Here is a 23,628-nt window from a genome sequence, read left to right as displayed (position 1 = left end):
GCAGCAAAAGCAATTTCCTGACTAAAACTGCAGGATATGCTTATATAAGTAACACCGAAATACACAGGACCAAGTGGCGTTTTGCCCCGTATATCAAGCGACGATCCAGGGATTAAAGACTATGGCGACAAACGTATCCAGGCCTATTGCTTCAGGATTTGCCTGACAAAAGTGCCTGAGAATTACGATCCTTCTGAGCAGCCTGAGAATTACGATCCTGCACAATACGAACTGCTGGTAAGGGTGTTAAACTATGGCTGGCGTGAGACATTTAATAAGTTCGACCCGATTCCGAACCACAAGTGCAGGAATGCTGGCTGGAATGTTATTGGAAGATGATACTCCAATTCATAAACTTCACTACGAGGAAATAAAAACTAAACTTGAAGCCGTTGGGCAAGTGCTGGAACATCAGGAGATGAAATAAAAATCCCCGCAACCAATGGCTGCAGGGACCTAAATAATACTTCTCAATTATGGTAGCTATAACGTTACGCCTGTTTTAAAAATGGCAATTTCTTTAAACCCGGTTTTTTCGTGGTTTAATTGTTTGCCGCTGGCTACTTCAATTATAAACTGAACAAAGTCTTCCAAAAGCTCGTCCATGGTTTTGCCTTCGAGCAAAGTGCCGGCATTAAAATCTATCCAGTTTTTCTTTTTGTTGAACAAATCGGAATTGGTAGAGATCTTCATGGTGGGCACAAAACTGCCAAACGGTGTTCCGCGCCCTGTGGTAAACAGTACCATCTGGCAGCCGCTAAATCCCAGTGCCGATGCAGCCACCAAATCATTTCCAGGTGCCGACAACAAATTCAAACCTTTTGTTTTTAAAGGCTCAGCATATTTCAACACGTCGACCACTGTTGCGGTACCACCTTTTTGGGTACATCCCAGCGACTTATCTTCGAGGGTTGAAATACCACCCTTTTTATTTCCCGGCGACGGATTTTCGTAAACCGGCAAATTGTGTTGCAGGTAATAATCTTTAAAATCGTTGATCAGGCTTACCGTTTTATCAAACACCTCTTCGTTTTGAGCACGCTCCATCAGCAAAGTTTCGGCACCAAACATTTCAGGTACTTCGGTAAGAATAGTTGTTCCACCCTGCGCCACCAGAAAATCAGAGAAAGCACCCACCAGCGGGTTGGCAGTAATTCCGGAAAAACCATCCGAGCCACCACATTTTAAACCGATATTCAGTTCCGATACCGGAACAGCCTCGCGTTTATCGGTGTGCATCACTTCGTAGATCTCTTTCAAGATCTCCAATCCGGTTTCCACCTCATCTTCCACATCCTGCGACGCTAAAAATCGTACACGGCTTTCGTCAAAATCGCCGATAAACTTTTTCAGGTGGTCGATCTGGTTGTTTTCACAACCCAACCCGAGCACAAAAACACCTCCGGCATTCGGGTGATTGATCACATCGGCCAATGCTTTTTGGGTGTTCACATGATCGTCGCCAAGCTGCGAGCAACCGTAGCTGTGTTTAAACACTTCTACCGCATCAATATCGGTCGGATTCACTTCCTGCTTAAACAGATCGATAATCTGCTGCGCCTGTCCGTTCACACAACCAACTGTTGGCACAATCCACAGCTCGTTACGGATTCCCACTTTGCCATTGCTACGTTTGTAGCCCTGAAAAGTAAGCTCACGCCTGGCAACCGTCAGTTCGTTCAATTTCTGATCGAAGGAATAATTAATGGTGCCCGAAAGATTTGTTTTCAGATTCTGAACATGTATGTGTTCTCCGGCTTCGATGGCTTGTGTAGCATGGCCAATCGGCGCACCATATTTAATAATATCCTCGTTTTCGGCAATTGCACTAATTGCAATTTTGTGCCCTTTCGGAATATCGTTTTTGATCTCCAACTCCTGTCCGTCAACAACCAATTTATCACTTGCTGAAAAATCTTTCAAGGCGATAACCACGTTGTCAACCGGGTTGATTTTAATGAAATCTGCCATGATATTTTTATGCTGTAACTGTTTCTTCTGTTTTGTTCATCTTATCAATGGTAATCTGCATCAGCGGATTGTCTTCGCTAAGCACCGCTTTTACCGCTTTTTTCATGCCCACCTGTGTAATCAGGAACAAGTAGTGACTAACGGTAATCGTGAGGTTTGGAATATCATTCAGGTTTTGTTTCCAAACTTTATCAAGGCTTAATACCTTTTCGCACAGGTTGTAAATCGAAATCGGACGGCCATCGCATTCAGCCCAGGCTTCTTTATAGAAATCAACGATCCACTCATCATCCTGAACATTGTACGCTTCTCCATTTGCTTCACCTTTAAAATACGCGATCATGGCAGCCAGCGAGAACACCAGCTTTTGTGGCAACATACCGTGTTTCTGCTCGAAGTTAATCAGCGATGGCAGGTTACGGGTTTCCCATTTCGACATGGCATTTAAGGCAATACTTTGCCACTGGTGACGAATAAACGGATTGGCAAAACGCTCCAGAATTTTGTTGGCAAATTTCTTCAGTTCCTTTTCTGTTCCATCCAGAACCGTCAACACCTCGTCGTAAACCAGTTCTTTCATAAAACTACCCACCTCAAGGTTTTCGTAGGCATCACGAACAGTTTCAATTCCGCTCAGGTACGACACCGCATAACTTCCGGTATGGCAACCGTTCAGCACCTGCACTTTTTGCTCGCGGAAACGTTTCATATCTTTTACGAACTTCACTTCCAAACCGGCTTTTTCAGCAGGAAACTCATCCTGCACCCACTCCGGCGCTTCAATCACCCACAGGTGGAAATATTCGCCCACAACAACCAGGTTATCTTCGTAACCCAGCTCCTCCTGAATTTCTTTTATCTCATCGCGTGGAAAGCCAGGAACAATACGGTCAACCAGCGTGCTGCAGAAACAACAAGCTTCGTTCACCCATCTGATAAAATCGTCGCCAAGGTTCCATTTCTCGGCATGTTGCAAAACGAATTTCTTAAGGATATCGCCGTTACGGTCGATCAGCTCGCAGGCAAAAAAGATCAGACCTTTTGATTTGTCGCCATCAAACTCTTTGTAGCGCATGTACAACATGGTGGCCACTTTTGCAGGAAACGATGCCTGAGGCACCATATCCAATGTGTCGCTTTCTTCCCAGCTGATACCGGCTTCGGTAGTATTCGAAAACACAAAACGAAGATCGGGATTCAGAATACTTGCTTTGTACGACTCAAATTCGTTGTATGGATTTATGCCTTTATTGATACAGTCAATCAGCGAAAATTCGGTTACTGGCGTCCCGTTTTTAATCCCTTTCAGGTAAACGTGGTAAAGCCCGTCCTGGTCGTTTAGCATGTCAACCATACCGTTTGGCAGCGGCTGAACCACATCAACACCGGCGTTAAAACCGATCTCTTTGTTCATTTTATCAACGATCCAGTCGGTAAAAGCACGTAAAAAATTTCCTTCACCAAATTGAAGAATGCGTGTTGGGTAACTATTTGTTTCAGTTGCGTTGGTGCGATTTAATTTCTTCATCATCAAAAAATCTATAACCTTATTTTACAGGTGTAATTAGTACTCTATTTATTGTTTTGAGCGGGCAAATATAAGTTTTAAATGTTTTCCGTTAACGTTAACGGGATGAAATATTTTTATTCATTTTTATACAAAAACACAAGACAAATAAACCGAAAGTGCCTGTTATCAGGGCATCTGAGAACTATTTTTAAGCACTAAAAAGTTTATGCGACTTGCTGTAGGGTTAAGTGAATGTTAATCGCGGTAAAACGACAAAAAAAAAGGAATGTGCACATGGCAACATCCCCTTTCTAATTATGTCAAACCTAACAAACATTTTCTTCCTCTTTCGAATCATCTTTACACACCCTCGTCTCCCTCTCTTTTGCAAAAAGAGGGACGACCAGCCGGATTTTCAAAGCACCTATCCAATTAATTTAAGCCAACCTGCTTCAACGCTTCTTCCCTCTTTGCGACAGCAGAGAGGGACAGATCGAAACCTGTTTCGATCAGGGTGAGTCCAGTCGCTGGATAAATTGCTTTATTTTATGCAGAACCCCAATAATATCAGAGTTAACCTCTTCGTTTTTTATTCTTAACATATGAAGACCAAGGTCGTGTAGTATATCTTCCCGATCCTGATCTCTTTGCTTTTGAAAGTAGTGAATCTTGCCATCAATCTCGATTATCAACTTTTTTTCATCACAATAAAAATCGGGGATAAAGTATTTTGGTTTATAGTTTATGCGGTCATAAATTATCGCATGTTGCCGTAAAAACTTTAATCCGAGGAACTTTCTGTTTCGGAGTTGCTGCCAAAGGATTCTTTCTTCTTCAGTCATTCTCTGACGCAGTTTCCTCGCTCTACTTATCGGAGTATGATCATCGCTCATTATATTCCTTTTTTACTCACCCTCGTCTCCCTCTCTTTTGCAAAAAGAGGGACGACCAGCCGGATTTTCAAAGCACCTATCCAATTAATTTAAGCCAACCAACTTCAACGTTCTTTCCCTCTTTGCGTCTTGTTTCGATCAGGGTGAGTCGGTTAATCCTCCGAATCATCTTTACTCCAGCGTTTGCGGACAGCGTCGTTATTGTCGGCAATAAGTTTAGCAATGGTAGCGGTAAATGCACCATAGGTTTCGGCCTGAAAACGCTGGGCCGATCGTAAAAATACCACCAGGTCGTTGTTAATCAGGGCAGCTACTTGTTTTTTCAAAGTAGAGGCATTTAGCTGGCTGTCTTCCTCGGCCAGCTCTTCGGCATATTGGGTTTGTGTGTCCTCGAAACCGGTTTGTGCAGCCTGCAGCGTGGCAACATTTTCGGCTACTCCCGGCAGCAGTGCAATGGCCGCCTGAACATTGGGAGCAGCCAGGTCGCCCAGCATCGATACCAGGTGCGACGACTCGGTTACATAACTTTCGTCGATTACGGAAAATCCATATTTATCAAATACGGCTTCTACTAACAGTGCTGCATTACGAATCGTTTCGTCGGGGTAATAGGTGTAACCTTTAATCAGGTACCCCACTGCCCGGTCGGCAGCATCACGGATATCATCCTTGTCGGCAAGTATACTTTGTGCTTTCGAGCGGTCGATGGCATCGCCAAGGGCATTGTTTTGCTCCGTTATAGCGGTAAACATCGGCATAAGCGTTCGGTCGGCGGTTAATGTCGATTGCACGAAAGCGTTAATAAGTAAACGTGTGGTTCCGTGAATTTCGGTTGTCCGGCTGTTAACAATAATTTTTTCGATCATGGTTTTAGATTTTACATTAGTAATTGTATTATTTGGGCTGCTTGCAAAGGGATTAATTAAAATGATTTTTTGAGTTACCCGGGCAATTAGCATTAGCAATTTACGGCAACAAGAACTAAATATCAAACCTTTACCCGGATGTTATTGAACATATGAAACAATTTTTGCCGCTTGCCGATAAGTTTTAAGCCCCCGGAATTAACTTTCTACCCTTAAACTAAAGTTTAAAGCCCAAAAGGAACACCCGACGAGGTTTAAACTAACGTTTAAGCCTTGAAAGGAACGCCCGACGCCTTTTAAACTTACGTTTAAGCTCCAAAAGGAAGACCGGAAGCCATTAAACAAACGTTTAAGCGCTCACCGGAGCTCCACCAGCGTTTATACAAAAGTTTAAGCCTCAGAATTGTTTTTTGCTTTAAACTTTTGTTTAAGCCACCAAACGGGTTTTTAAACTATTACCGAAAAAACAATTATATTTAATGCACTAAAAACCAAAAGCCGTTGAATACGCACTTAAATACAAGACTTTCGCAAGAAGTTGGGTTATACGCCCCGAGTGGTACGGCAACACACAAAAGTAAACGATGAAAAACATTCTTCTTATAATAGCCGGAGTTATGATTTATTCTTGTTCGCATAAGAAAGAATTAGATTATTGGATTAGAGAGTGTGATTCAACGGGGATAAAATGTAGATATATCGACAGACAAGGAGAAGTGAAAATTCCTTATGGAAGATATTACTACTGCTACACGGACACATTTAAAAATATTGCTTTCGTGAGTGGCGAGACAGGAATAATTGGAATAAACAGAAAAGAAGAAAAATTATTTAACGTTTACATCTTTGATAATGGACCTGATTATATTGTTGATGGAACGTTCAGAATAATCGAACAGAACAAAATGGGATTTGCAGACACTTTAGGCAATATAATAATTCCGACTATTTATGACTTTACATATCCTTTTGAAAAAGGCTTAGCATTGGTAAATATTGGTGGACACAGTGAAAGTATAGACCCATCTGACCCTCTTTGTGAATACCACACTTGGGCTGGAGGGAAATGGGGTATAATAAATAAAAAAGGTGATATTATAAAAGACATTGAATATGACCGTGAATGGCAAAAAGGAAAGGATATACTGACAAATGACTCAGAAATTCTTGAATTGGAGAATGGAATCTTAAAAAACAAAGAATAAAAACCTGCTACTAACACAGTACATATTCCGGGCGGGATTCGGTGGAGCGCCAAACCGTTAACAATCCAACAAAAATTCTACAGAAAATTCGTCAAAGAAAAACACAATACAAAACAACTACCCATTGAAACTTTTATACCACCTTTTTCCCGCTGTAATGGAAATAAGTTACAACTGATTCAACGGCAATCCGGATAGCTTCACCAATCGGATAATGTTTCTGGGCTTCTTTAAAATCGATAAACTGCAAGCGCTGATAATAAGCTGTAGCCTTGGGCCCCAATGGTTTTTTCAGCAAAATTCCATTCGCTTTTGCAACCAATACTGCCTGTTCCTCATTTATCGTTTTACATGCCGCAATAAGCCGTGTGCCGTGTTTGTCGGTGCGGTAATTATACGAAAACAAGCGGCATATTAACCCTCGTTGCTCGTAAAACATACAGCCTGCGCGCCTGTTTTCGGTTGACATATAATTTAAGATCGGGCAAATTTTCGGATCGTTTATCTGATCAATATTCGCAAGCACACTATCCGCCAAATTGTGCTTATGCAAATAATAGGCTAACGGATAAAACTCAAGAGCCGAAGCTGTAATATTTGAAGTGGTGCAGCATTTAATACAATTATCGACACAATGCAGCCCCGTTTTTTCCTGTAATTTCAGGATATCTTTTTCCAGTGTTTTGAATAATTTTTCAACAGCACGGACTTTGCGCACTATATTCATAAAATCAAAAAATTAGTACCCAAATATATACAGGAAAACAAATGATTATTCCGGGCCGCTAAAATATTTTTTGCGATACGAAAACCCATTCAACTCACAGCAATTAGTAGTCGAATGCATGCCTATATAGTTTGCTTCTAGCAATGAATTAAAACACGCCGGTCGCGCCCGTTCATTAAAATGGTAAGTGGTTTATCAAACTGCACATGTTTTATAAATTCGGTTTCGCGAAGCACCGGTTGTTGTTTCAAAGCCTCCATTTTTAGTTTGGTGTTTCGCGAATTATGCGGCACCGAAAAGTAGCCCACATTCATCGACGTTACGTTGTGGAAAAAGTGCGAGCCCAGCGAAGCATCGAGCGGAAAATCGGGCAAACCCATTTCAACAATTATTTTGGCTTTCGAGATGTTTGCCCACAACACCGGAATTCCGGTATACGGATCGCGCGAGCCCCAGCGCCCCGGCCCGATAAGAATATACGAGCGACCCTCTTTTTCGAACCAGTCGTTTAATTTACTGATCTCCTGCGCCATTTGTTTAGTCTTCATTTTGTCGAACTTATCCGGATCGACAAAAACCACATCGTAAATGTCTTTAATTTTGCCATTGCCCATTCCGTGCTCGGCATACATAAATACCTTGTCCTCATCCACCATCTCAATATCCACTTCCACCTCTTCCTCGATGCGGATAAGCGGTTTTATCTGCAATAAATAAAGCGTTGGTTTGCCGTTTTCTGCCGGCTCCAAATCCAGGGCATATTCAATTTCCACCGGCGACCCCATGGCTTCCTTAAACAGTTTTAGCAGCAACTGCAACACATCGGCAAGCGGCAGATGGTTGTACTTTAGTATATTGGCAAAATCGATCACTTTTGGTCCGGGCCCCTGAATTCCCGGTATCAGATCGTCATTCTCGATTATATAAGTGGACGCCGAATGCTCCAGCGTTCCGTCTTTTTCGGCTTCTTTTATGCGGTATTTTTTTATGGCAGCATCTTCGCCGTCGCTCGCCAAATCAAAATCAGGGTTCGACAAATCGATGGCATAAAACTGTTTCTGCGTATCGCGCAACAAATCTTTTAATGACGATGCATTCAGGCTGGGATATTTCGGACAGAAGCGGAATGCATTCTCGCCACCAACCACATACATTCCGAGCCCAACGGCAGCTACCGAAAAACCATCTTCGGGTTCCATGTAGGCAATGGGGTAATAATTATACGACTGCGCCACCCCCGAAAGCGTAGGATAATATTTATCGTTGTACTCGTGGCCAATCACTTCCTGAATGACCACCGCCATTTTTTCCTCTTCAATTTTGTAATTCACCGCATCAAAATACGCCTGTGCCGACTCGGTAAAAATGCTGGAGTAAACCAGCTTGATGGCCATTTCAAGGTGTTGGTAACGCACCTCCAAATCGGGATGATTATTCGGAATGAGGTAGGTGGCATAAACTCCCGAAAAAGGTTGCAGCAACGAATCTTCGAACAATCCCGACGAGCGCACTGCCAGCGGCCTTTTTATCTTTTTAAGGTATTCGATCAGCCTTTTCCTGATCTTATCGTCGAATTCCGATTCAAGGAAATGTTTTCGGATGGCGCTATAATCGTTAAACGAGTAAATATCGTCGTACAGGTTGTTGGTTTCAATAAACTTATCGAACTCCAGCGCACCAATTACCGATGTTGAAGGAATGCGGATATTCATTTCAGGGATCAGTTTCGCGAAGTCGATGTTCTCGATAAAATTGCAGATAAAAGCGATACCTCTTCCCTTTCCGCCCAGCGAACCTTTTGCCATACGCACGATAAAGCGGCTGGACGACACAAATTCGGAGTCGAAATTTACAATGGTACCCCGCAAGCGTTCGAAGCGCACTTTTTTAAAACTGTCGAGGCAAAACTGCCGCAGTTCTTCAGGCGAATCAAAATCCGACATTTGAATCGGCATCAGCAATTCAGCCAGATTAATTTCGCCACGCGCCATTAGCCAGGTGGAAAAAGAGTTTCGGCTTCCGTGGTATTGCAACGATTCTTCGGGAATATCTCTGAATTTCTCCTGAAACTCCACCAGGTTTTTTGCCTGCGCAATGGGCAAACCATCCATCCCTTTAAATACAAAGTTGCCGAATCCCAAGCGCCGGTACAGGAAATTGAAAATATCCATCGACAGGCTCTCCGAGTTTTTATTGATAAAATCGGCGCCCACTTCTTTTGCGCGTTGAGCATTGGAAATGTCGTGCGATTGCAAAAGCAAAGGAATTGGAAATTTCCGGGTTGATTGGGTGAACTTCAGCAGCTCGATACCGGCGTCTTCGTCTTCTTCGCCATCTTTTTCAAATTTCACATCAGAAATTACGCACAACATGTATCGCCGGTAGCTGTTTATATATTTCACCGCCTCCTCGTAGTTGTCAGCCAGAATTACTTTTGGCCGTGCGCGCATCCGTAAAATTTTATGCAGTTCATCAGACGCATCTTCATTCACCAAAACCTGCGTTTGGGTCATTACCGTGGTGTAAAGCATTGGCAGGTACCGCGAGTAGTACTGAATACTGTCTTCCACCAACAAAATTATCCGAACACTACCATTTTGGGTATCGCGCGCTACGTTGCTTTTATCCTCGATGTATTTGATCATGGCCATAAAAACATTCGAGTTGCCGTTCCACACAAAAATGCGGTCGATAAAATCGAGTTTTCGGCGCTCGGCCTTGAAGAAACGCAAATCGGCATTGTTATTCACCAACAACAAAAGAGGTACTTTTGGGCGCAAATCCCTAATGGCACGAGCGGTTTCAACCGGTGTGTGTTTATCCATTCCGGCCATTACAATTATCAGGTCGAAATCGCGGTGTTCCAGTATAAGCGTTGCCTCTTCCTGGGTGTGCACACTGGTAAAACGCGGTGCTGCATAGAGGTTCAACTGCAGGTATTCGCCAAAAATTTTATCGCTGAACTGCCCCTCGCGTACAATGGAATACGAGTCGTAAAGCGTGGCCACCAGCAGTACTTCTTTTACTTTGGTGGGCATTAGCTCCTGGAAAATATCGCGGTCGTTTTTGCGCTTTTTGTAAATGGTAGATAAAGATATGTTGTCGATGTCCATTGCTGATCGTATTTAGCTTTTGAAGTTAGGGAATTTTTAGTTTTTGAAGAATGACAGGCGCAAAAAACATGCATGACTCACGGAAATCACAAACAGAAATGCAAGGAGGAGAATATCGTTTCACGCAAAGAAAAGAAGAAGCGCAAAGTCCGCAAAGATTTATGCCTCCGGGAAAGTCAGTGATGCGTGCTTTGCGAAAACTTCGCGTACTCTGCGTGAACTTTCTCTCTTTTATCACTATGAGGTTTTCAAAAAAAAATCCCGATCCGTCAGCTGACGGACCGGGATAAGATATTTTTTAGTCATGCTGTAAGGATGTAATCTATTTGAAAGCTGACATCCTTTGACTTTATACGTTTAGTCTAATTTATGAATCACCAACCCTGAGCGTAATTTTGGTTCGAACCAGGTTGTTTTTGGCGGCATAATATTTCCGCTGTCGGCAATGTTTATTAATTGCTGCATCGAAACCGGGTACAGTGCAAAAGCAGCTTTCATTTCGCCCGAGTCAACACGGCGTTTCAGTTCTGCCAAACCACGAATACCTCCAACAAAATCGATACGTTTTGACGTACGCAGATCTTTAATATCCAAAATCGGATCGAGCACCTGGTTATAAAGGATCGTTACATCCAGAATTCCGATTGGATCTGAATCATCGTAAGTTCCTTCTTTTGCTGTTAGTTTATACCAGCTTCCGGCCAGGTACAAACTAAATTCGTGCAATGCCGATGGTTTAAAAATCTCAGTTCCCATGTTCTCCACATCGAAACCTTTCGACAGCTCAGCAAGGAAATCGATTTCCGACAAACCGTTCAAGTCGGTTACCACGCGGTTGTAATCGATAATCTGCAGTTGGTTATCAGGGAAATGTACAGCCATAAAATAGTTGTACTCCTCATCGCCTGTATGATTTGGATTCTGCGACGTTTTTTCGTCACCAATTCGCGCAGCAGCAGCAGTTCGGTGGTGACCATCGGCCACATAAGTAAACGGTACTTTCTCTTCAAAAAGTTGCTCGAGTTTGGCATTTGTTTCGGCATCGTCGATGGTCCAGAAATGGTGGCCAAAACCGTCTTCGGCAGTAAAATCGTAATCGGCAGCTTTGCTTTTTACAATGTTCTCAACAATGGCATCAATTTCAGCCACAGCTTTGTAGGCAAAAAATACCGGCTCGATGTTGGCATTCAAATAACGTGTTAAAACCATGCGATCTTCCTCTTTCTCCGGACGGGTAAGTTCGTGCTTTTTAATAATGCCGTTTTCGTAATCGGCACAGGCAGCAGCACCTACAATTCCGTATTGGGTAAGCCCATTCATGGTTTGTGCATAAATATAATATTTGGCCTCGGCATCGTCCTGCAGCCAACCTTTATCCTGAAAAGCTTTGAAGTTTTCAACGGCTTTGTTATACACCGTTTCCGAGTGAATATCGTCCACTCCCGGGCATTCAATTTCGGCTTTTGTAATTCGAAGCAACGATTTCTCTTTTCCTTCAGCCATTACAGCTGCTTCTTCCGAATTCATCACATCGTAAGGAAGACATGCCAGTTCTTCAACAATTTCTTTTTGAGGACGAAGTCCTTTGAATGGTTTTATTATCGCCATGTTAAATTTACAGTTTATATGTTATTGAGTAAATGAGTGAATGAGTTAGTTTCACCCAGTAGCCATACACAAATTTTGAGACAAAAGTAGTTATTTATTCAGTTTCCTATTTAAAAATTTCTTATATCCGGCTGCTAATTTCGATAATTCAGTAAGGGAAGTTCTTGCCTCGATATAACTTTGTTCATCAATGTAATTTCTTCTGAAAGCTATTGTTGAACAAGCTAAACATTCACGAATTGAGCCACGCACAATTCGCAAATATCTTAAAGACAAAGGAATACTCTCGCCATATCCTTCCGCAATATTTAGTGAAATTGAAGTAGCTGCCCGGTTCAACTGGCTTCCCAATTCAAACCTATCTTCTTTTGGAAACCGGATTATTAAATCGTAAACAAAATCTGTGAAATCGAGTGATTTTTTGTACAATTCCAACGATTCGAAATCGAAGAAACTGGAATGAGGATAATTTTTCATATTAATTGAATTTTAGGATGATCGTAAAAGTTACAAAAAACAACACACTTTTACCAACCAACTCCCTCTCCTCAATCACTCATTCACCAAATCCCTCAGTAACTCATTCACTATTTTACTCATTCACTATTTTACCTTATTCACCTGGTGTGTATTATCTCCATTTTCAAAGAAATCGACAATTTGCTGAGCCGCTGCCAGACCGGCATTTAAATTAGCCTCGGCAGTTTGTGCACCTGCTTTTTTAGGTGTAAAGAAAAATCTTCCGGGGAATTTCTCCACGAATTCCGCTTCACTATCGGGTGTAAGGTCCGACATGTATTTAATACCCGGTTTTTCTTCCATACACTTTACCAGATCGGGCTCGTTAATAACTTCTTTTCGGGCGGTGTTTACCAAAATGCTGCCATCTTTTAAGTGACACAATACTTCGGCACTAACCGATTTAATGTGCTCGCCACGTGCCGGAACATGAATGGAAACGATATCGCTCTTTTCATAGAGGTCTTCAAGCGATTTGGCAACTTTCAGCCCAATTGCGGCTGCAGCGCCTTTACTGTAGCGGGTATAAACAATTACTTTCATTCCCATGGCGCGTGCAATGCGGAAAACATTTCGGGCCACGTAACCAAATCCGTGCAGTCCGAGTGTGCGACCACGCATTTCGCCACCTGGTTTTCCGGAGTACATTTCGCGCAAACCCATTATGGCCAAACCAATAGCCAACTCGGCAACGGCATTTGCGTTTTGTCCGGGCGTATTCATTACCACAATGTTGTTGGCTGTAGCAGCATCAAGATCAACATTGTCGTAACCGGCACCTGCGCGTACTACGATTTTTAGTTTTTTACCGGCGTTTAGTACTTCCTCATCAAACTTATCGCTGCGGATTATCCCCGCGTCAACATCGGCAACAGCTTCCAACAGCTCTTGTTTTTCGGTGTACCTCTCGAGCAACTGAAGCTCGTAACCGGCTTTCTCAAAAATTTTACTGATTTTTTTTACAGCAACCGGTGCAAACGGTTTTTCTGTAGCTATTAAGACTTTTCTCATCACTCATAAAAATTTAGGTAGAAAAAATGCAGGACGTCTGCCCTGCATTTTCGATAGTTTTATAAATTGAATTACTTCATTTTTTCAAACTCCTGCATGGCATCTACCAATGCCTGAATACTTTCAACAGGCATTGCATTGTAAATTGAGGCTCTGAAACCACCAACCGACCGGTGTCCTTTTATTCCCAACATACCTTTTGCAGTTGCGAAATCCATAAACTCCTTCTCAAATTCAGCATACTCCGGAGTCATTATAAAAGTTACGTTCATTAACGAACGATCTTCTTCTGCCAAAACCGTACACTGGAACATTTTATTACGATCGATTTCATCGTAAAGAACTTTTGCTTTTTCAATGTTCTTTTGCTCCATCGCTTCTATTCCGCCGTTTTCTTTTAACCAAATTAAGGTTTGCAAACAAGCAAAAACAGGAAGTGTTGATGGTGTATTAAACATCGATTCAGCGTTAATATGGGTAGTATAATCCAACATTGTTGGAATTGGGCGCGCTACTTTTCCAAGTGCTGCATCTTTTACAATTACTAAAGTAGCTCCTGATGGTCCAAGGTTTTTCTGTGCACCTGCGTAGATTAAATCGTATTTCGATACATCGATCGGGCGGCTGAAAATATCTGAAGACATATCGGCTACCAAAGGCACATCAACATCAGGAGTAGGAATTTGTGTTCCGTAAATAGTGTTATTTGATGTATAATGGAAATAACTTACATCCGATGGTACTTCGTAACCTTTTGGAATGTAGTTGTAAACAGTGTCGGCCGATGAAGCAACTTCAACAACTTCTCCAAGAAATTTAGCTTCTTTAATGGCTTTTTTCGACCATGCACCTGTATTTAAATATGCTGCTTTTTTATCCAGTAAGTTGTATGGAGCCATTAAAAACTGTGTGCTGGCACCACCTTGCAAGAAAAGAACCGAATATCCTTCCGGCACTTTAAGTAATTCTTTTACCAAAGCAACTGCCTCGTCCATAACAGCAACAAACTCTTTACTACGGTGCGAAACTTCCATTACAGAAAGTCCGGTTCCGGCAAAGTTCATCACAGCCTCAGCAGTTTTTTCCTTGGTAAATTCCGGCAGAATTGAAGGTCCTGCGTAAAAATTGTGCTTCTTCATATAATACAACAATTAAGGTGAGTAATTAAATTTTTTACCTTTTAAACACCACTATAAAGTTCTTGAATAGTGATTGTTTAGCCGATGAGAAAAATCAAGTTTATTTTATTTTTATGAGTTTTAAAACACTGATTAACAACACAAAAACAGATGATTAATATCATTTCCACTGTCTCTCTGACGTTAACGTTGTCGGTATCAATCTGTTATTTCATACAAAAATATCTTATTCCAATCAACAAAACCCTATTTTGCTCAATAAATGATTTTTTCGGTGTAATATTTAAAAAGAATTTAAATAGACCTTCAGAATCGGGATTCGTTCAACGAACAAATTTCAGTGCAGTGCGCTTTTTGTAACTGGAGTTATACAAAAAAAAAGCCGCCCGTAAGATACAGGCGGCCAAGTTTAGTTCGATTTGTTTTATTATTTAGATAAAAGGAAATTTCACAATTTCTGCAGGAATTACCTTGTTGCGGATCTTCACAAAAATACCGGTACCAAAAGCCGAATATTCTTTGGCAACATATCCCATCCCAATTCCTTTATTTAAAACCGGCGACATGGTCCCCGAAGTAACTTCTCCAATTGTTTCTCCGTCTGAATTTACCAGTTCGTATCCATGGCGCGGAATCCCTCTTCCGGTAAGCACAAAACCGCGCAACCTGCGGGTAACACCTTCGTTTTTTTGCATGGTTAAAAATTCGCGGTCGATAAATTCGCGGCCGTTATTGAATTTTGTAATCCACCCCAAACCGGCTTCCAGCGGAGAGGTTGAATCGTCGATATCGTTTCCGTACAGGCAATATCCCATTTCCAAACGAAGCGTGTCGCGGGCCGCTAAACCAATTGGTTTGATACCTGCTTCGGCACCGGCCTCAAAAATGGCGTTCCAAATTTGTTCGGCCACATCGTTTCTGAAGTACAATTCGAAACCACCGGCTCCGGTGTAACCAGTTGCCGAAATGATCACCTCATCAACTCCGGCAAATTTATCGGTAACGAAGGTGTAAAATTTTATTTCTGAAAGATTTACATCGGTTAATTTCTGGAGTACCTCGGTTGCTTTCGGCCCCTGAATAGCCAACTGGCTAATTTCATCTGAAGCATTTTCCAGCTCAGCACCAATTTCTTCATTCTGTTGCACCACCCAGTTCCAGTCTTTTTCAATATTGGCAGCATTAACTACCAGCATGTATTTTTCGGGTTCGTAATAATAAACCAACAGGTCGTCGACAATTCCGCCTTTACCATTTGGGAAACAACTGTATTGAGCCTGTCCCTCGGTTAACATACGCGGATCGTTTGATGTAATTTTAGCTACCAGATCCAAGGCTTTCGGTCCTTTTACCCAAAATTCACCCATGTGCGAAACATCAAAAACACCAACGCCTTCACGAACAGTCATGTGTTCATCTTTGATACCACTATATTCTATAGGCATTTCATACCCGGCAAACTCAACCATTTTGGCGCCAAGTGTTTTGTGAATCGAATTAAATGCAGTTATTTTCATCTTATCAAAATTGTTTGTCTTTTAAGGAATAAGATGGAACTCGCATGATTTTAAGCAATCGCCTATGTGTGAATGTCTCTCTCATGCTCGTTTCATTATTATTTTTCAATTATTTACGGATTCAGCATGTTTCGCAAACCGTTTATCTATTGTGTAGAGTAATAATGAGCAAAACTATGTATTCAAAAACTTCACAAATATGAATTTTATCAGCTAGAGCGCAAAAAGCTTTCCCGATTATTTTGCTAAATTGCTGGCCGCAATCATAAAAAAATGGACAACATATTTCAACATATCGATCCATCGCAGATCGAATCACTTGCGGATGGAGACAAAGAGTTTATTAAAGAAATGGCAGAAATTTTTCTGGAACAGATTGATGAGTTCGTGACGAACATGAGTTCATTCCTGCAAGAAAAAAACTGGGAAAAACTGGCACGCGAGGCACACACGGCAAAATCTTCGGCAATGACATTTGGGATGGAGGGCACAGGAACTTTGCTAAAAAATATCCAATTGGAATGCGAGGCCGGAAACCTGAATGATGTTCCTAAGATGGTTGAAGATGCCATTGATCAGCTGGAAGCTTCTATTCCGGAGCTGAATCAGATGCTTAACTCATGATTTTAAAGAATGATCTACGATCTATCCCATTTATTAAATAATAACAGCCCGGTTTTCCCCGGCGATGTTGAACCGGAGTTTAAGCAAATATCTAACATTGAGAAAAACGGTTATCGAGAAACGCGGTTTCATATTCATTCGCATTTGGGCACGCATATCGATGCTCCGGCCCACATGCTTGAAAATGGAAAAACACTGGATGAACTGGATGTTTCCTGTTTTCACGGAAAGGCTTTAATAATTGAGGTGGAAACAGGCAGAAATTTTATCGAAAAGGATATTTTAACTCCATTTGAAAAAGACCTGGCAGATACAGCATTTGTTTTGTTTAAAACAGGATGGAGTAAGTTTTGGGGAGTCCAAAAGTACTTTGACGCATTTCCAACACTTTCTGCTCAAGCTCTCCAATTCTTATTACAATTCGAACTAAAAGGAGTTGGCTTTGATACCATATCAGCTGATCCGGTTAAAAGTACCGATTACAACAACCACTACGCTATTTTCAATAAAGGCATGATTATTATTGAAAATCTTATCTTCCCTGAAGATTTGGAAGCAACATCGGGAGAATTTTCGTGTTTCCCGCTACCGTATGAAAAAGCAGACGGCTCCCCTGTGAGAGCCGTCTTAAAAGTATAAATTTAGTATTCTTTAATTGCTGAAAACCAACGAATCATTTTCAAAATCGATTACAATGGGTTTCGACTTGTCGACCTTACCCGAAAGTATCCGTTTCGATAATTCATTCAGCACAAACCGTTGAAGCACACGTTTTACCGGACGAGCTCCAAAATGTGGATCGTATCCAACAGTCGACAACCACTCGTTTGCTTTTTCGCTTAACTCAATTTTCAGCTCACTTGCCGACAAACGTTTTACAATTTGCTCAAACTGCAGGCGAACGATTTCTTTAATCGCTTCTTTCGAGAGTGGTGTAAATACAATGGTTTCATCAATACGGTTCAGGAACTCCGGACGTATTGTTTTCCGCAACATTTCCAACAACTGGTTACGCGTTTTGTCCAGCACCTGGAATTCATTGCTATCATTCATGGTTTCGTAATTTTCCTGAATAATGTGCGATCCCAGGTTCGATGTCATGATAATAATTGTATTCTTAAAGTTTACAGTGCGGCCTTTATTATCGGTCAAACGTCCATCGTCCAGAACCTGAAGCAACACATTAAAAACATCGGGGTGCGCTTTCTCGATCTCGTCGAAAAGCACCACAGAATATGGTTTGTGCCGCACGGCCTCAGTCAACTGACCACCTTCGTCGTAACCCACATATCCCGGAGGCGAACCGATCAAACGGGTTACCGAGAATTTCTCCTGGTATTCCGACATGTCGATACGGGTGATCATATTCTCGTCGTTGAACAGGTATTCGGCCAGGGCTTTTGCCAGCTCTGTTTTTCCAACCCCCGTTGTTCCCAAAAATATGAAAGAACCAATTGGGCGTTTTTCGTCCTGTAATCCGGCACGGCTGCGGCGCACTGCATCCGAAATGGCACCAATAGCTTCGTTCTGTCCGATTACCCGGTTATGCAGCTCGTCTTCCATGTGCAGTAACTTTTCGCGTTCGCTCTGCAACATTTTCGAAACCGGAATACCGGTCCAGCGTGCCACCACTTCGGCAATATCTTCCGTATCAACTTCTTCTTTAATCAGGTTTTCACCTTTTTTCATTTTTTCCAGCTCGGCCTGCAGCTTTTCAATTTCGGCCTCAGCCTCTTTTACTTTACCGTAGCGCAACTCTGCCACCCGACCATAATCCCCGTCACGCTCGGCTTGTTCAGCTTCAAACTTATAAGTTTCAATCTCTTCTTTCTTTTTCTGAATGGCTTCAATTGCCGATTTCTCTGATTGCCATTTGGCACGCAAACGTGATTGTTCCTCTTTTAAATTCGAAATTTCTTCATGCAGCGAATTTAATTTACGGGTATCATTTTCACGTTTTATTGCTTCCCGTTCAATCTCCAGCTGTTTTACCCGGCGCTGAATTTCATCCAGTTCCTCGGGCACAGAATCAATTTCCAGACGAAGTTTTGCCGCAGCTTCATCCATTAAATCGATAGCTTTATCGGGCAAAAACCGGTCGGAAATATAACGCTGCGACAATTCAACCGATGCAATTATAGCATCATCTTTTATCTGAACCTTATGGTGGTTTTCATATTTCTCTTTAATACCACGCAAAATTGAAATGGCACTTAAAGTATCCGGCTCATCAACATGTACGATCTGGAAACGACGCTCCAAAGCTTTATCTTTTTCGAAATATTTCTGATACTCGGCCAGTGTTGTTGCACCAACAGCACGCAGCTCTCCACGTGCCAATGCAGGTTTTAAAATGTTGGCAGCATCCATTGCTCCTTCACCTTTTCCGGCACCTACCAGCGTGTGAATCTCGTCGATAAACAGAATTACCTCATCGTTCGATTGAACAACTTCGTTTACTACGGCTTTTAATCGCTCCTCGAACTCACCTTTGTATTTTGCCCCGGCAACCAAAGCCCCCATGTCCAGCGAAAATACCTGTTTCGATTTCAGGTTTTCGGGTACATCGCCACGCACAATACGGTGTGCCAGTCCTTCTGCAATTGCTGTTTTTCCGGTTCCCGGCTCACCCAGCAAAATCGGGTTGTTTTTTGTGCGGCGCGAAAGGATTTGCAGAATACGGCGAATCTCATCATCACGCCCAATAACCGGGTCGAGTTTGCCCGAGCGGGCACGCTCATTCAGGTTGATCGCAAAACGATTTAACGAATTGAACTTGTCTTCAGCAGTTTGGCTATCAACTTTCGATCCTTTCCGTAATTCTTCGATGGCCAGTTTCAGCTCTTTTTTTGCAATACCATTATCCTTCATCAAACGACTGGTATTGTCTTTTACTTCGAGCAGCGCCATTAAAATGTGCTCAACAGAAACATACTGGTCGCCCATTTCCTGTGCCAGGCCAAGTGCTTTTTGCAAGGCCTGATTTGCACCGGAAGAAAGGTACTGTTCAGCTCCGGAAACTTTTGGATACGATTGAATAATCTGATCGAGTGCCTGTATGAAAATAGGAACGTTAACATCCAGTTTTTTAAGTAAAAACCCGGTAACATTTTCGGCAGAATGAAGTACTCCGCGAAGAATATGACCGGTTTCAATTGCCTGTTGGTTGTTTCCCTGGGCAATTTGAAAAGCCTGTTGAATGGCTTCCTGCGATTTTATGGTGAAATTATTAAAATTCATGGCTTTATGTATTAAATTTCGAGAATACCAGAAACAACATTCAAGCCATAACCAACTGACAGACAGAATGTCGCAACAACACAAAAATATACAGAAACAATTTCAGAAAAGTGGAAATATGTATGAAAAAGTGGCAGTTTTAGGCATAAAAAAACAGAGACAATCAACATTATCTCTGTTTCCTAACCTAACCAAATCTATTTCTATGAAAAAAACACTTAAACTATTCAAATCTATGCTACAAAAATACGGCGCATTTTAGTTAACGCGTATCAACGGAAGTTAAAGAATGTTATAACAATGGAATTTGTAGTTATCTGAAGAAAAAACATTGAAAACTTCAAGCAGATTTTCATCAAAAGAATGGGCATAAAAAAACAGAGATGTTTTAAACTCATCTCTGTTTCCTAACCTAACCAAATCTATTCTCTATGAAAAAACACTTAAACTATTCAAATTCTATGCTACAAAAATACGGCGCATTTTAGTTAACGCGTATCAACGGAAGTTAAAGAATGTTAACACTTCGTTTTCAAGAAATAAACTTGCTGTTTTATGGTGTAAACAAAATGGTTTTTCATACGTTCGGAAAAACAAATGCAGAGACAGAACGAAAAAATCATTAGCACTAAAAACAGCATTTATACAAACAATATGCTATTAAAGCAAATCAGACATATACAAATAGAACAATGTTTAAATACATTACGATACATGCCTCTAAAACAGGCTTTAAAGCAGTTTAAAAACTTTCTAAAGTGGAAAAATAAAGTTACTTTAGCATTCCATTTCAATAATGAATCTAATTCTATTTTATTATAACTAAAATTTCAATTTTATGACAAAACATGTATATACTTTCGGAGCCGGACAGGCAGAAGGTAAAGCAGACATGAAAAACCTTCTAGGAGGTAAAGGTGCCAACCTTGCAGAGATGAACCTTATTGGAGTACCTGTACCTCCCGGATTTACAATTACAACAGAAGTTTGTACCATGTACAATGAAAAAGGTCAGCAAGCAACGTTCGACCTGATAAAGCCAGAAGTTGAAGCCGCAGTGGCACTGGTTGAGAAATTAACTGGAACAGAATTTGGAAGCAAAGAAAATCCATGCTTGATGTCGGTAAGATCGGGTGCACGTGCATCAATGCCCGGAATGATGGACACCGTTCTGAACCTGGGGATGAACGACGATGCCGTTGAAGGTATTGCTAAAAAATCGGGGAATTCCCGATTTGCCTGGGACTCATACCGTCGTTTTGTACAAATGTATGGCGATGTGGTAATGGAAATGAAACCTGCCAGCAAAGAAGAGCATGATCCTTTTGAAGAGATTATAGATCAGTTAAAAGAAGAAAAAGGTATTGCATTAGATACGCAATTCACTACTGAAGACTTACAGGAACTGGTTAAGCGTTTTAAAGCTGCCGTTAAAAAAGTTACCGGAAAAGATTTCCCAACCGATCCATGGGAGCAACTTTGGGGTTCTGTTGCAGCCGTATTTAACAGCTGGAACAACGACCGTGCAATTTTGTACCGTCGTTTGGAGCAAATCCCTGATGAGTGGGGAACGGCTGTAAACTGCCAGGCCATGGTATTCGGAAATATGGGATCGAATTCAGGTACAGGTGTTGCATTTACCCGCGACGCAGCTACAGGAGAAGACATCTTCAATGGCGAATATTTGATCGACGCACAAGGTGAAGACGTTGTTGCAGGTATTCGTACTCCACAGGAAATCACAATCGAAGGGTCAAAAAGATGGGCTGCTCTTCAGGGAGTTAGCGAAGAAGAGAGAGCCTCAAAATATCCTTCACTGGAAGAAGCGATGCCTGAAATGTACAGGCAGTTGAACGAAACTCAGCAAAAGCTTGAGGACCATTACAGCGATATGCAGGATCTTGAATTTACCATTCAGGAAGGTAAATTGTGGCTGCTGCAAACCCGTAACGGAAAACGTACAGGTGCGGCAATGGTAAATATTGCTGTTGATATGTTGGAAGAAGGTCGTATCGACGAAAAAACAGCTTTGAAAAGAATTGACGCTGCCAAACTGGATGAATTACTTCACCCTGTTTTCGACACCGAAGCAATGAAAACGGCAAATGTATTGGCAAAAGGATTGCCGGCATCGCCAGGTGCAGCAACCGGACAGGTTGTTTTCTTTGCCGACGAAGCCAGCAAATATCCTGAAGCAGTTTTGGTACGTGTTGAAACATCGCCGGAAGATTTGGAAGGTATGCACATTGCCAAAGGTATTTTAACTGCCCGCGGAGGTATGACATCGCACGCTGCAGTAGTAGCACGTGGTATGGGTAAATGTTGTGTATCGGGTGCAGGTAATGTAAAAATCAATTACAAAACCCGCATTATGACCATCGACGGAAAAGAATTTCAGGAAGGCGACTGGATCTCGTTAAACGGATCAACCGGTGAGGTTTATGATGGTAAAGTTGCGACTATGGATCCGGAATTGAGCGGTAACTTCGCAAAAATTATGGATCTGGCCGACAAATTCTCTCGTATGACAGTTCGTACCAATGCCGACTCTCCTGCCGACGCAAAAGTTGCACGCGACTTTGGAGCGCAGGGAATTGGTCTTTGCCGTACAGAGCACATGTTCTTCGAAGGAGAAAGAATTAAAGCTATGCGCGAAATGATTTTGGCTAAAACCGAGGTTGATCGTCGTAAAGCATTAGATAAATTATTACCCTACCAGCGTGAAGATTTCGAGGGAATTTTGGAAGCTATGGCAGGTTACGGAGTAACCATTCGCTTGCTTGATCCGCCATTGCACGAATTCGTTCCACACGAAGAAGCCAACCAAAAAGAGATGGCCGACGAAATGGGCATTTCTGTAGAAGAGGTAAAAGCACTGGTTGAAGATCTTCACGAATTCAACCCAATGTTGGGCCACCGTGGATGTCGTTTGGGAAATACTTATCCTGAAATTACTGAAATGCAGGCACGCGCCATTATAGAAGCTGCAGTTAACCTGAAGCAAAAAGGCGTTGATGCTCGTCCTGAGATTATGGTTCCGCTTATTGGTACGGTAAAAGAATTTAAATTACAGGCAGACATCATCAACGCAACTGCGGAAAAAGTATTTGCTGAAAAAGGTGCAAAATGTGATTATATGGTAGGAACAATGATTGAAATTCCACGTGCTGCAATGACCGCTGATTTAGTAGCTGAGCATGCCGAGTTCTTCTCGTTCGGAACAAACGACCTTACACAGATGACCTTTGGTTACTCGCGTGACGATGCAGGTAAATTCTTACCTATTTATATAGAAAAAGGTATTCTGAAGAACGATCCTTTCCAGGTACTCGACCAGGAAGGTGTTGGTCAAGTGGTAAAAATTGGTGTTGAGAAAGGCCGCAGCACAAAACCGAATTTAAAAGTTGGTATTTGTGGCGAGCATGGTGGCGAACCTTCGTCAGTGATGTTCTGCGACAGTGTTGGAATGGACTACGTAAGTTGTTCTCCATACCGTGTACCAATTGCACGAGTAGCTGCTGCACAAGCTAATTTAAAATAGAAATTATTTAAGCTAAATAATTAAGAGCTGCTCTTCGGAGTAGCTCTTTTTTTTGACCTAATAATAAAAACCAAGTAGAATTACCTGGTTAAAATCGAGTATTTCTACGCTATTTTTTTTGATTATTCTTACCGAACTTTGCCA

General features: G+C 41.9%; 17 protein-coding genes. 5 read left to right on the top strand and 12 right to left on the bottom strand.

The features are described 5' to 3' along the window. The first annotated feature begins 81 nt into the window (after positions 1-81). Positions 82-339: a hypothetical protein gene (locus tag G4420_RS07920; protein WP_163323064.1), complete on the top strand. Its 258-nt coding sequence runs from the start codon at positions 82-84 to the stop codon at positions 337-339. 144 nt (positions 340-483) lie between these two features. Here G4420_RS07920 and G4420_RS07915 read toward each other — a convergent pair whose 3' ends face one another. The 4 genes from G4420_RS07915 to G4420_RS07900 form a co-directional block, all read right to left on the bottom strand. After that, positions 484-1,971, bottom strand: coding sequence for a UxaA family hydrolase (locus G4420_RS07915; protein ID WP_163323063.1), 1,488 nt, complete (start codon positions 1,969-1,971; stop codon positions 484-486). A 7-nt stretch (positions 1,972-1,978) separates the two neighbouring features. Then, positions 1,979-3,499, bottom strand: coding sequence for a tagaturonate reductase (locus G4420_RS07910; RefSeq protein ID WP_163323062.1), 1,521 nt, complete (start codon positions 3,497-3,499; stop codon positions 1,979-1,981). 491 nt (positions 3,500-3,990) lie between these two features. Beyond that, positions 3,991-4,374, bottom strand: coding sequence for an endonuclease domain-containing protein (locus tag G4420_RS07905; RefSeq protein WP_163323061.1), 384 nt, complete (start codon positions 4,372-4,374; stop codon positions 3,991-3,993). Positions 4,375-4,526: 152 nt separating this feature from the next. Beyond that, positions 4,527-5,240 carry a DUF6261 family protein gene (locus tag G4420_RS07900; protein WP_163323060.1) on the bottom strand — a complete coding sequence of 238 codons (714 nt, stop codon included), beginning with the start codon at positions 5,238-5,240 and terminating at the stop codon, positions 4,527-4,529. A 584-nt stretch (positions 5,241-5,824) separates the two neighbouring features. Here G4420_RS07900 and G4420_RS07895 point away from each other — a divergent pair. After that, positions 5,825-6,445 (top strand): WG repeat-containing protein, encoded by a 621-nt coding sequence (locus tag G4420_RS07895; RefSeq protein WP_163323059.1) that lies wholly within the window; start codon positions 5,825-5,827, stop codon positions 6,443-6,445. A 133-nt stretch (positions 6,446-6,578) separates the two neighbouring features. Here the strand turns inward: G4420_RS07895 and G4420_RS07890 are convergent, their stop codons facing one another. From G4420_RS07890 to gcvT, 7 genes are all read right to left on the bottom strand, one after another. Then, positions 6,579-7,172: a YkgJ family cysteine cluster protein gene (locus G4420_RS07890; RefSeq protein ID WP_163323058.1), complete on the bottom strand. Its 594-nt coding sequence runs from the start codon at positions 7,170-7,172 to the stop codon at positions 6,579-6,581. 137 nt (positions 7,173-7,309) lie between these two features. Continuing rightward, the gene (locus tag G4420_RS07885) at positions 7,310-10,285 is read right to left on the bottom strand and encodes a PEP/pyruvate-binding domain-containing protein (RefSeq protein ID WP_163323057.1); all 2,976 of its coding nucleotides are present in this window, start codon (positions 10,283-10,285) and stop codon (positions 7,310-7,312) included. Positions 10,286-10,642: 357 nt separating this feature from the next. Then, entirely contained in the window at positions 10,643-11,893 is a 1,251-nt protein-coding gene (locus tag G4420_RS07880; protein ID WP_163323056.1) for a DUF1015 domain-containing protein, read from the bottom strand. A gap of 90 nt (positions 11,894-11,983) precedes the next feature. After that, positions 11,984-12,370, bottom strand: a complete 387-nt coding sequence (locus G4420_RS07875) for a four helix bundle protein (protein ID WP_163323055.1) — start codon at positions 12,368-12,370, stop codon at positions 11,984-11,986. 126 nt (positions 12,371-12,496) lie between these two features. Beyond that, on the bottom strand, positions 12,497-13,423 hold the full coding sequence (locus G4420_RS07870) for an NAD(P)-dependent oxidoreductase (RefSeq protein ID WP_163323054.1): 927 nt from the start codon (positions 13,421-13,423) through the stop codon (positions 12,497-12,499). A 71-nt stretch (positions 13,424-13,494) separates the two neighbouring features. Further along, positions 13,495-14,562, bottom strand: a complete 1,068-nt coding sequence (gene serC, locus G4420_RS07865; RefSeq protein ID WP_163323053.1) for a 3-phosphoserine/phosphohydroxythreonine transaminase — start codon at positions 14,560-14,562, stop codon at positions 13,495-13,497. 431 nt (positions 14,563-14,993) lie between these two features. Then, positions 14,994-16,079 carry a glycine cleavage system aminomethyltransferase GcvT gene (gcvT, locus tag G4420_RS07860; protein WP_163323052.1) on the bottom strand — a complete coding sequence of 362 codons (1,086 nt, stop codon included), beginning with the start codon at positions 16,077-16,079 and terminating at the stop codon, positions 14,994-14,996. Between the two features lie 273 nt (positions 16,080-16,352). On the opposite strand from gcvT, the gene G4420_RS07855 reads away from it, so the two are divergent. Beyond that, positions 16,353-16,703: an Hpt domain-containing protein gene (locus tag G4420_RS07855; protein ID WP_163323051.1), complete on the top strand. Its 351-nt coding sequence runs from the start codon at positions 16,353-16,355 to the stop codon at positions 16,701-16,703. Positions 16,704-16,712: 9 nt separating this feature from the next. Further along, positions 16,713-17,342 carry a cyclase family protein gene (locus G4420_RS07850; protein ID WP_163323050.1) on the top strand — a complete coding sequence of 210 codons (630 nt, stop codon included), beginning with the start codon at positions 16,713-16,715 and terminating at the stop codon, positions 17,340-17,342. Positions 17,343-17,354: 12 nt separating this feature from the next. Here the strand turns inward: G4420_RS07850 and clpB are convergent, their stop codons facing one another. Then, positions 17,355-19,943, bottom strand: coding sequence for an ATP-dependent chaperone ClpB (clpB, locus tag G4420_RS07845; protein WP_163323049.1), 2,589 nt, complete (start codon positions 19,941-19,943; stop codon positions 17,355-17,357). Positions 19,944-20,781: 838 nt separating this feature from the next. On the opposite strand from clpB, the gene ppdK reads away from it, so the two are divergent. Then, on the top strand, positions 20,782-23,484 hold the full coding sequence (ppdK, locus tag G4420_RS07840) for a pyruvate, phosphate dikinase (protein ID WP_163323048.1): 2,703 nt from the start codon (positions 20,782-20,784) through the stop codon (positions 23,482-23,484). The last annotated feature ends 144 nt before the right edge of the window (positions 23,485-23,628 follow it).

It is taken from the genome of Draconibacterium mangrovi (assembly GCF_010586825.1).
GTDB lineage: Bacteria > Bacteroidota > Bacteroidia > Bacteroidales > Prolixibacteraceae > Draconibacterium > Draconibacterium mangrovi.
This window is presented reverse-complemented; position numbering and strand designations above follow the sequence as displayed.

Bases quoted from the DNA above. Each gene is read 5' to 3' on its own strand.
- G4420_RS07870 (WP_163323054.1), bottom strand. From the start codon at position 13,423: ATGAGAAAAGTCTTAATAGCTACAGAAAAACCGTTTGCACCGGTTGCT.
- G4420_RS07885 (WP_163323057.1), bottom strand. From the start codon at position 10,285: ATGGACATCGACAACATATCTTTATCTACCATTTACAAAAAGCGCAAA.
- G4420_RS07905 (WP_163323061.1), bottom strand. From the start codon at position 4,374: ATGAGCGATGATCATACTCCGATAAGTAGAGCGAGGAAACTGCGTCAG.
- G4420_RS07890 (WP_163323058.1), bottom strand. From the start codon at position 7,172: ATGAATATAGTGCGCAAAGTCCGTGCTGTTGAAAAATTATTCAAAACA.
- G4420_RS07855 (WP_163323051.1), top strand. From the start codon at position 16,353: ATGGACAACATATTTCAACATATCGATCCATCGCAGATCGAATCACTT.
- G4420_RS07900 (WP_163323060.1), bottom strand. From the start codon at position 5,240: ATGATCGAAAAAATTATTGTTAACAGCCGGACAACCGAAATTCACGGA.
- G4420_RS07880 (WP_163323056.1), bottom strand. From the start codon at position 11,893: ATGGCGATAATAAAACCATTCAAAGGACTTCGTCCTCAAAAAGAAATT.
- G4420_RS07850 (WP_163323050.1), top strand. From the start codon at position 16,713: ATGATCTACGATCTATCCCATTTATTAAATAATAACAGCCCGGTTTTC.
- gcvT (WP_163323052.1), bottom strand. From the start codon at position 16,079: ATGAAAATAACTGCATTTAATTCGATTCACAAAACACTTGGCGCCAAA.
- G4420_RS07875 (WP_163323055.1), bottom strand. From the start codon at position 12,370: ATGAAAAATTATCCTCATTCCAGTTTCTTCGATTTCGAATCGTTGGAA.
- G4420_RS07895 (WP_163323059.1), top strand. From the start codon at position 5,825: ATGAAAAACATTCTTCTTATAATAGCCGGAGTTATGATTTATTCTTGT.
- serC (WP_163323053.1), bottom strand. From the start codon at position 14,562: ATGAAGAAGCACAATTTTTACGCAGGACCTTCAATTCTGCCGGAATTT.
- ppdK (WP_163323048.1), top strand. From the start codon at position 20,782: ATGACAAAACATGTATATACTTTCGGAGCCGGACAGGCAGAAGGTAAA.
- G4420_RS07915 (WP_163323063.1), bottom strand. From the start codon at position 1,971: ATGGCAGATTTCATTAAAATCAACCCGGTTGACAACGTGGTTATCGCC.
- G4420_RS07910 (WP_163323062.1), bottom strand. From the start codon at position 3,499: ATGAAGAAATTAAATCGCACCAACGCAACTGAAACAAATAGTTACCCA.
- clpB (WP_163323049.1), bottom strand. From the start codon at position 19,943: ATGAATTTTAATAATTTCACCATAAAATCGCAGGAAGCCATTCAACAG.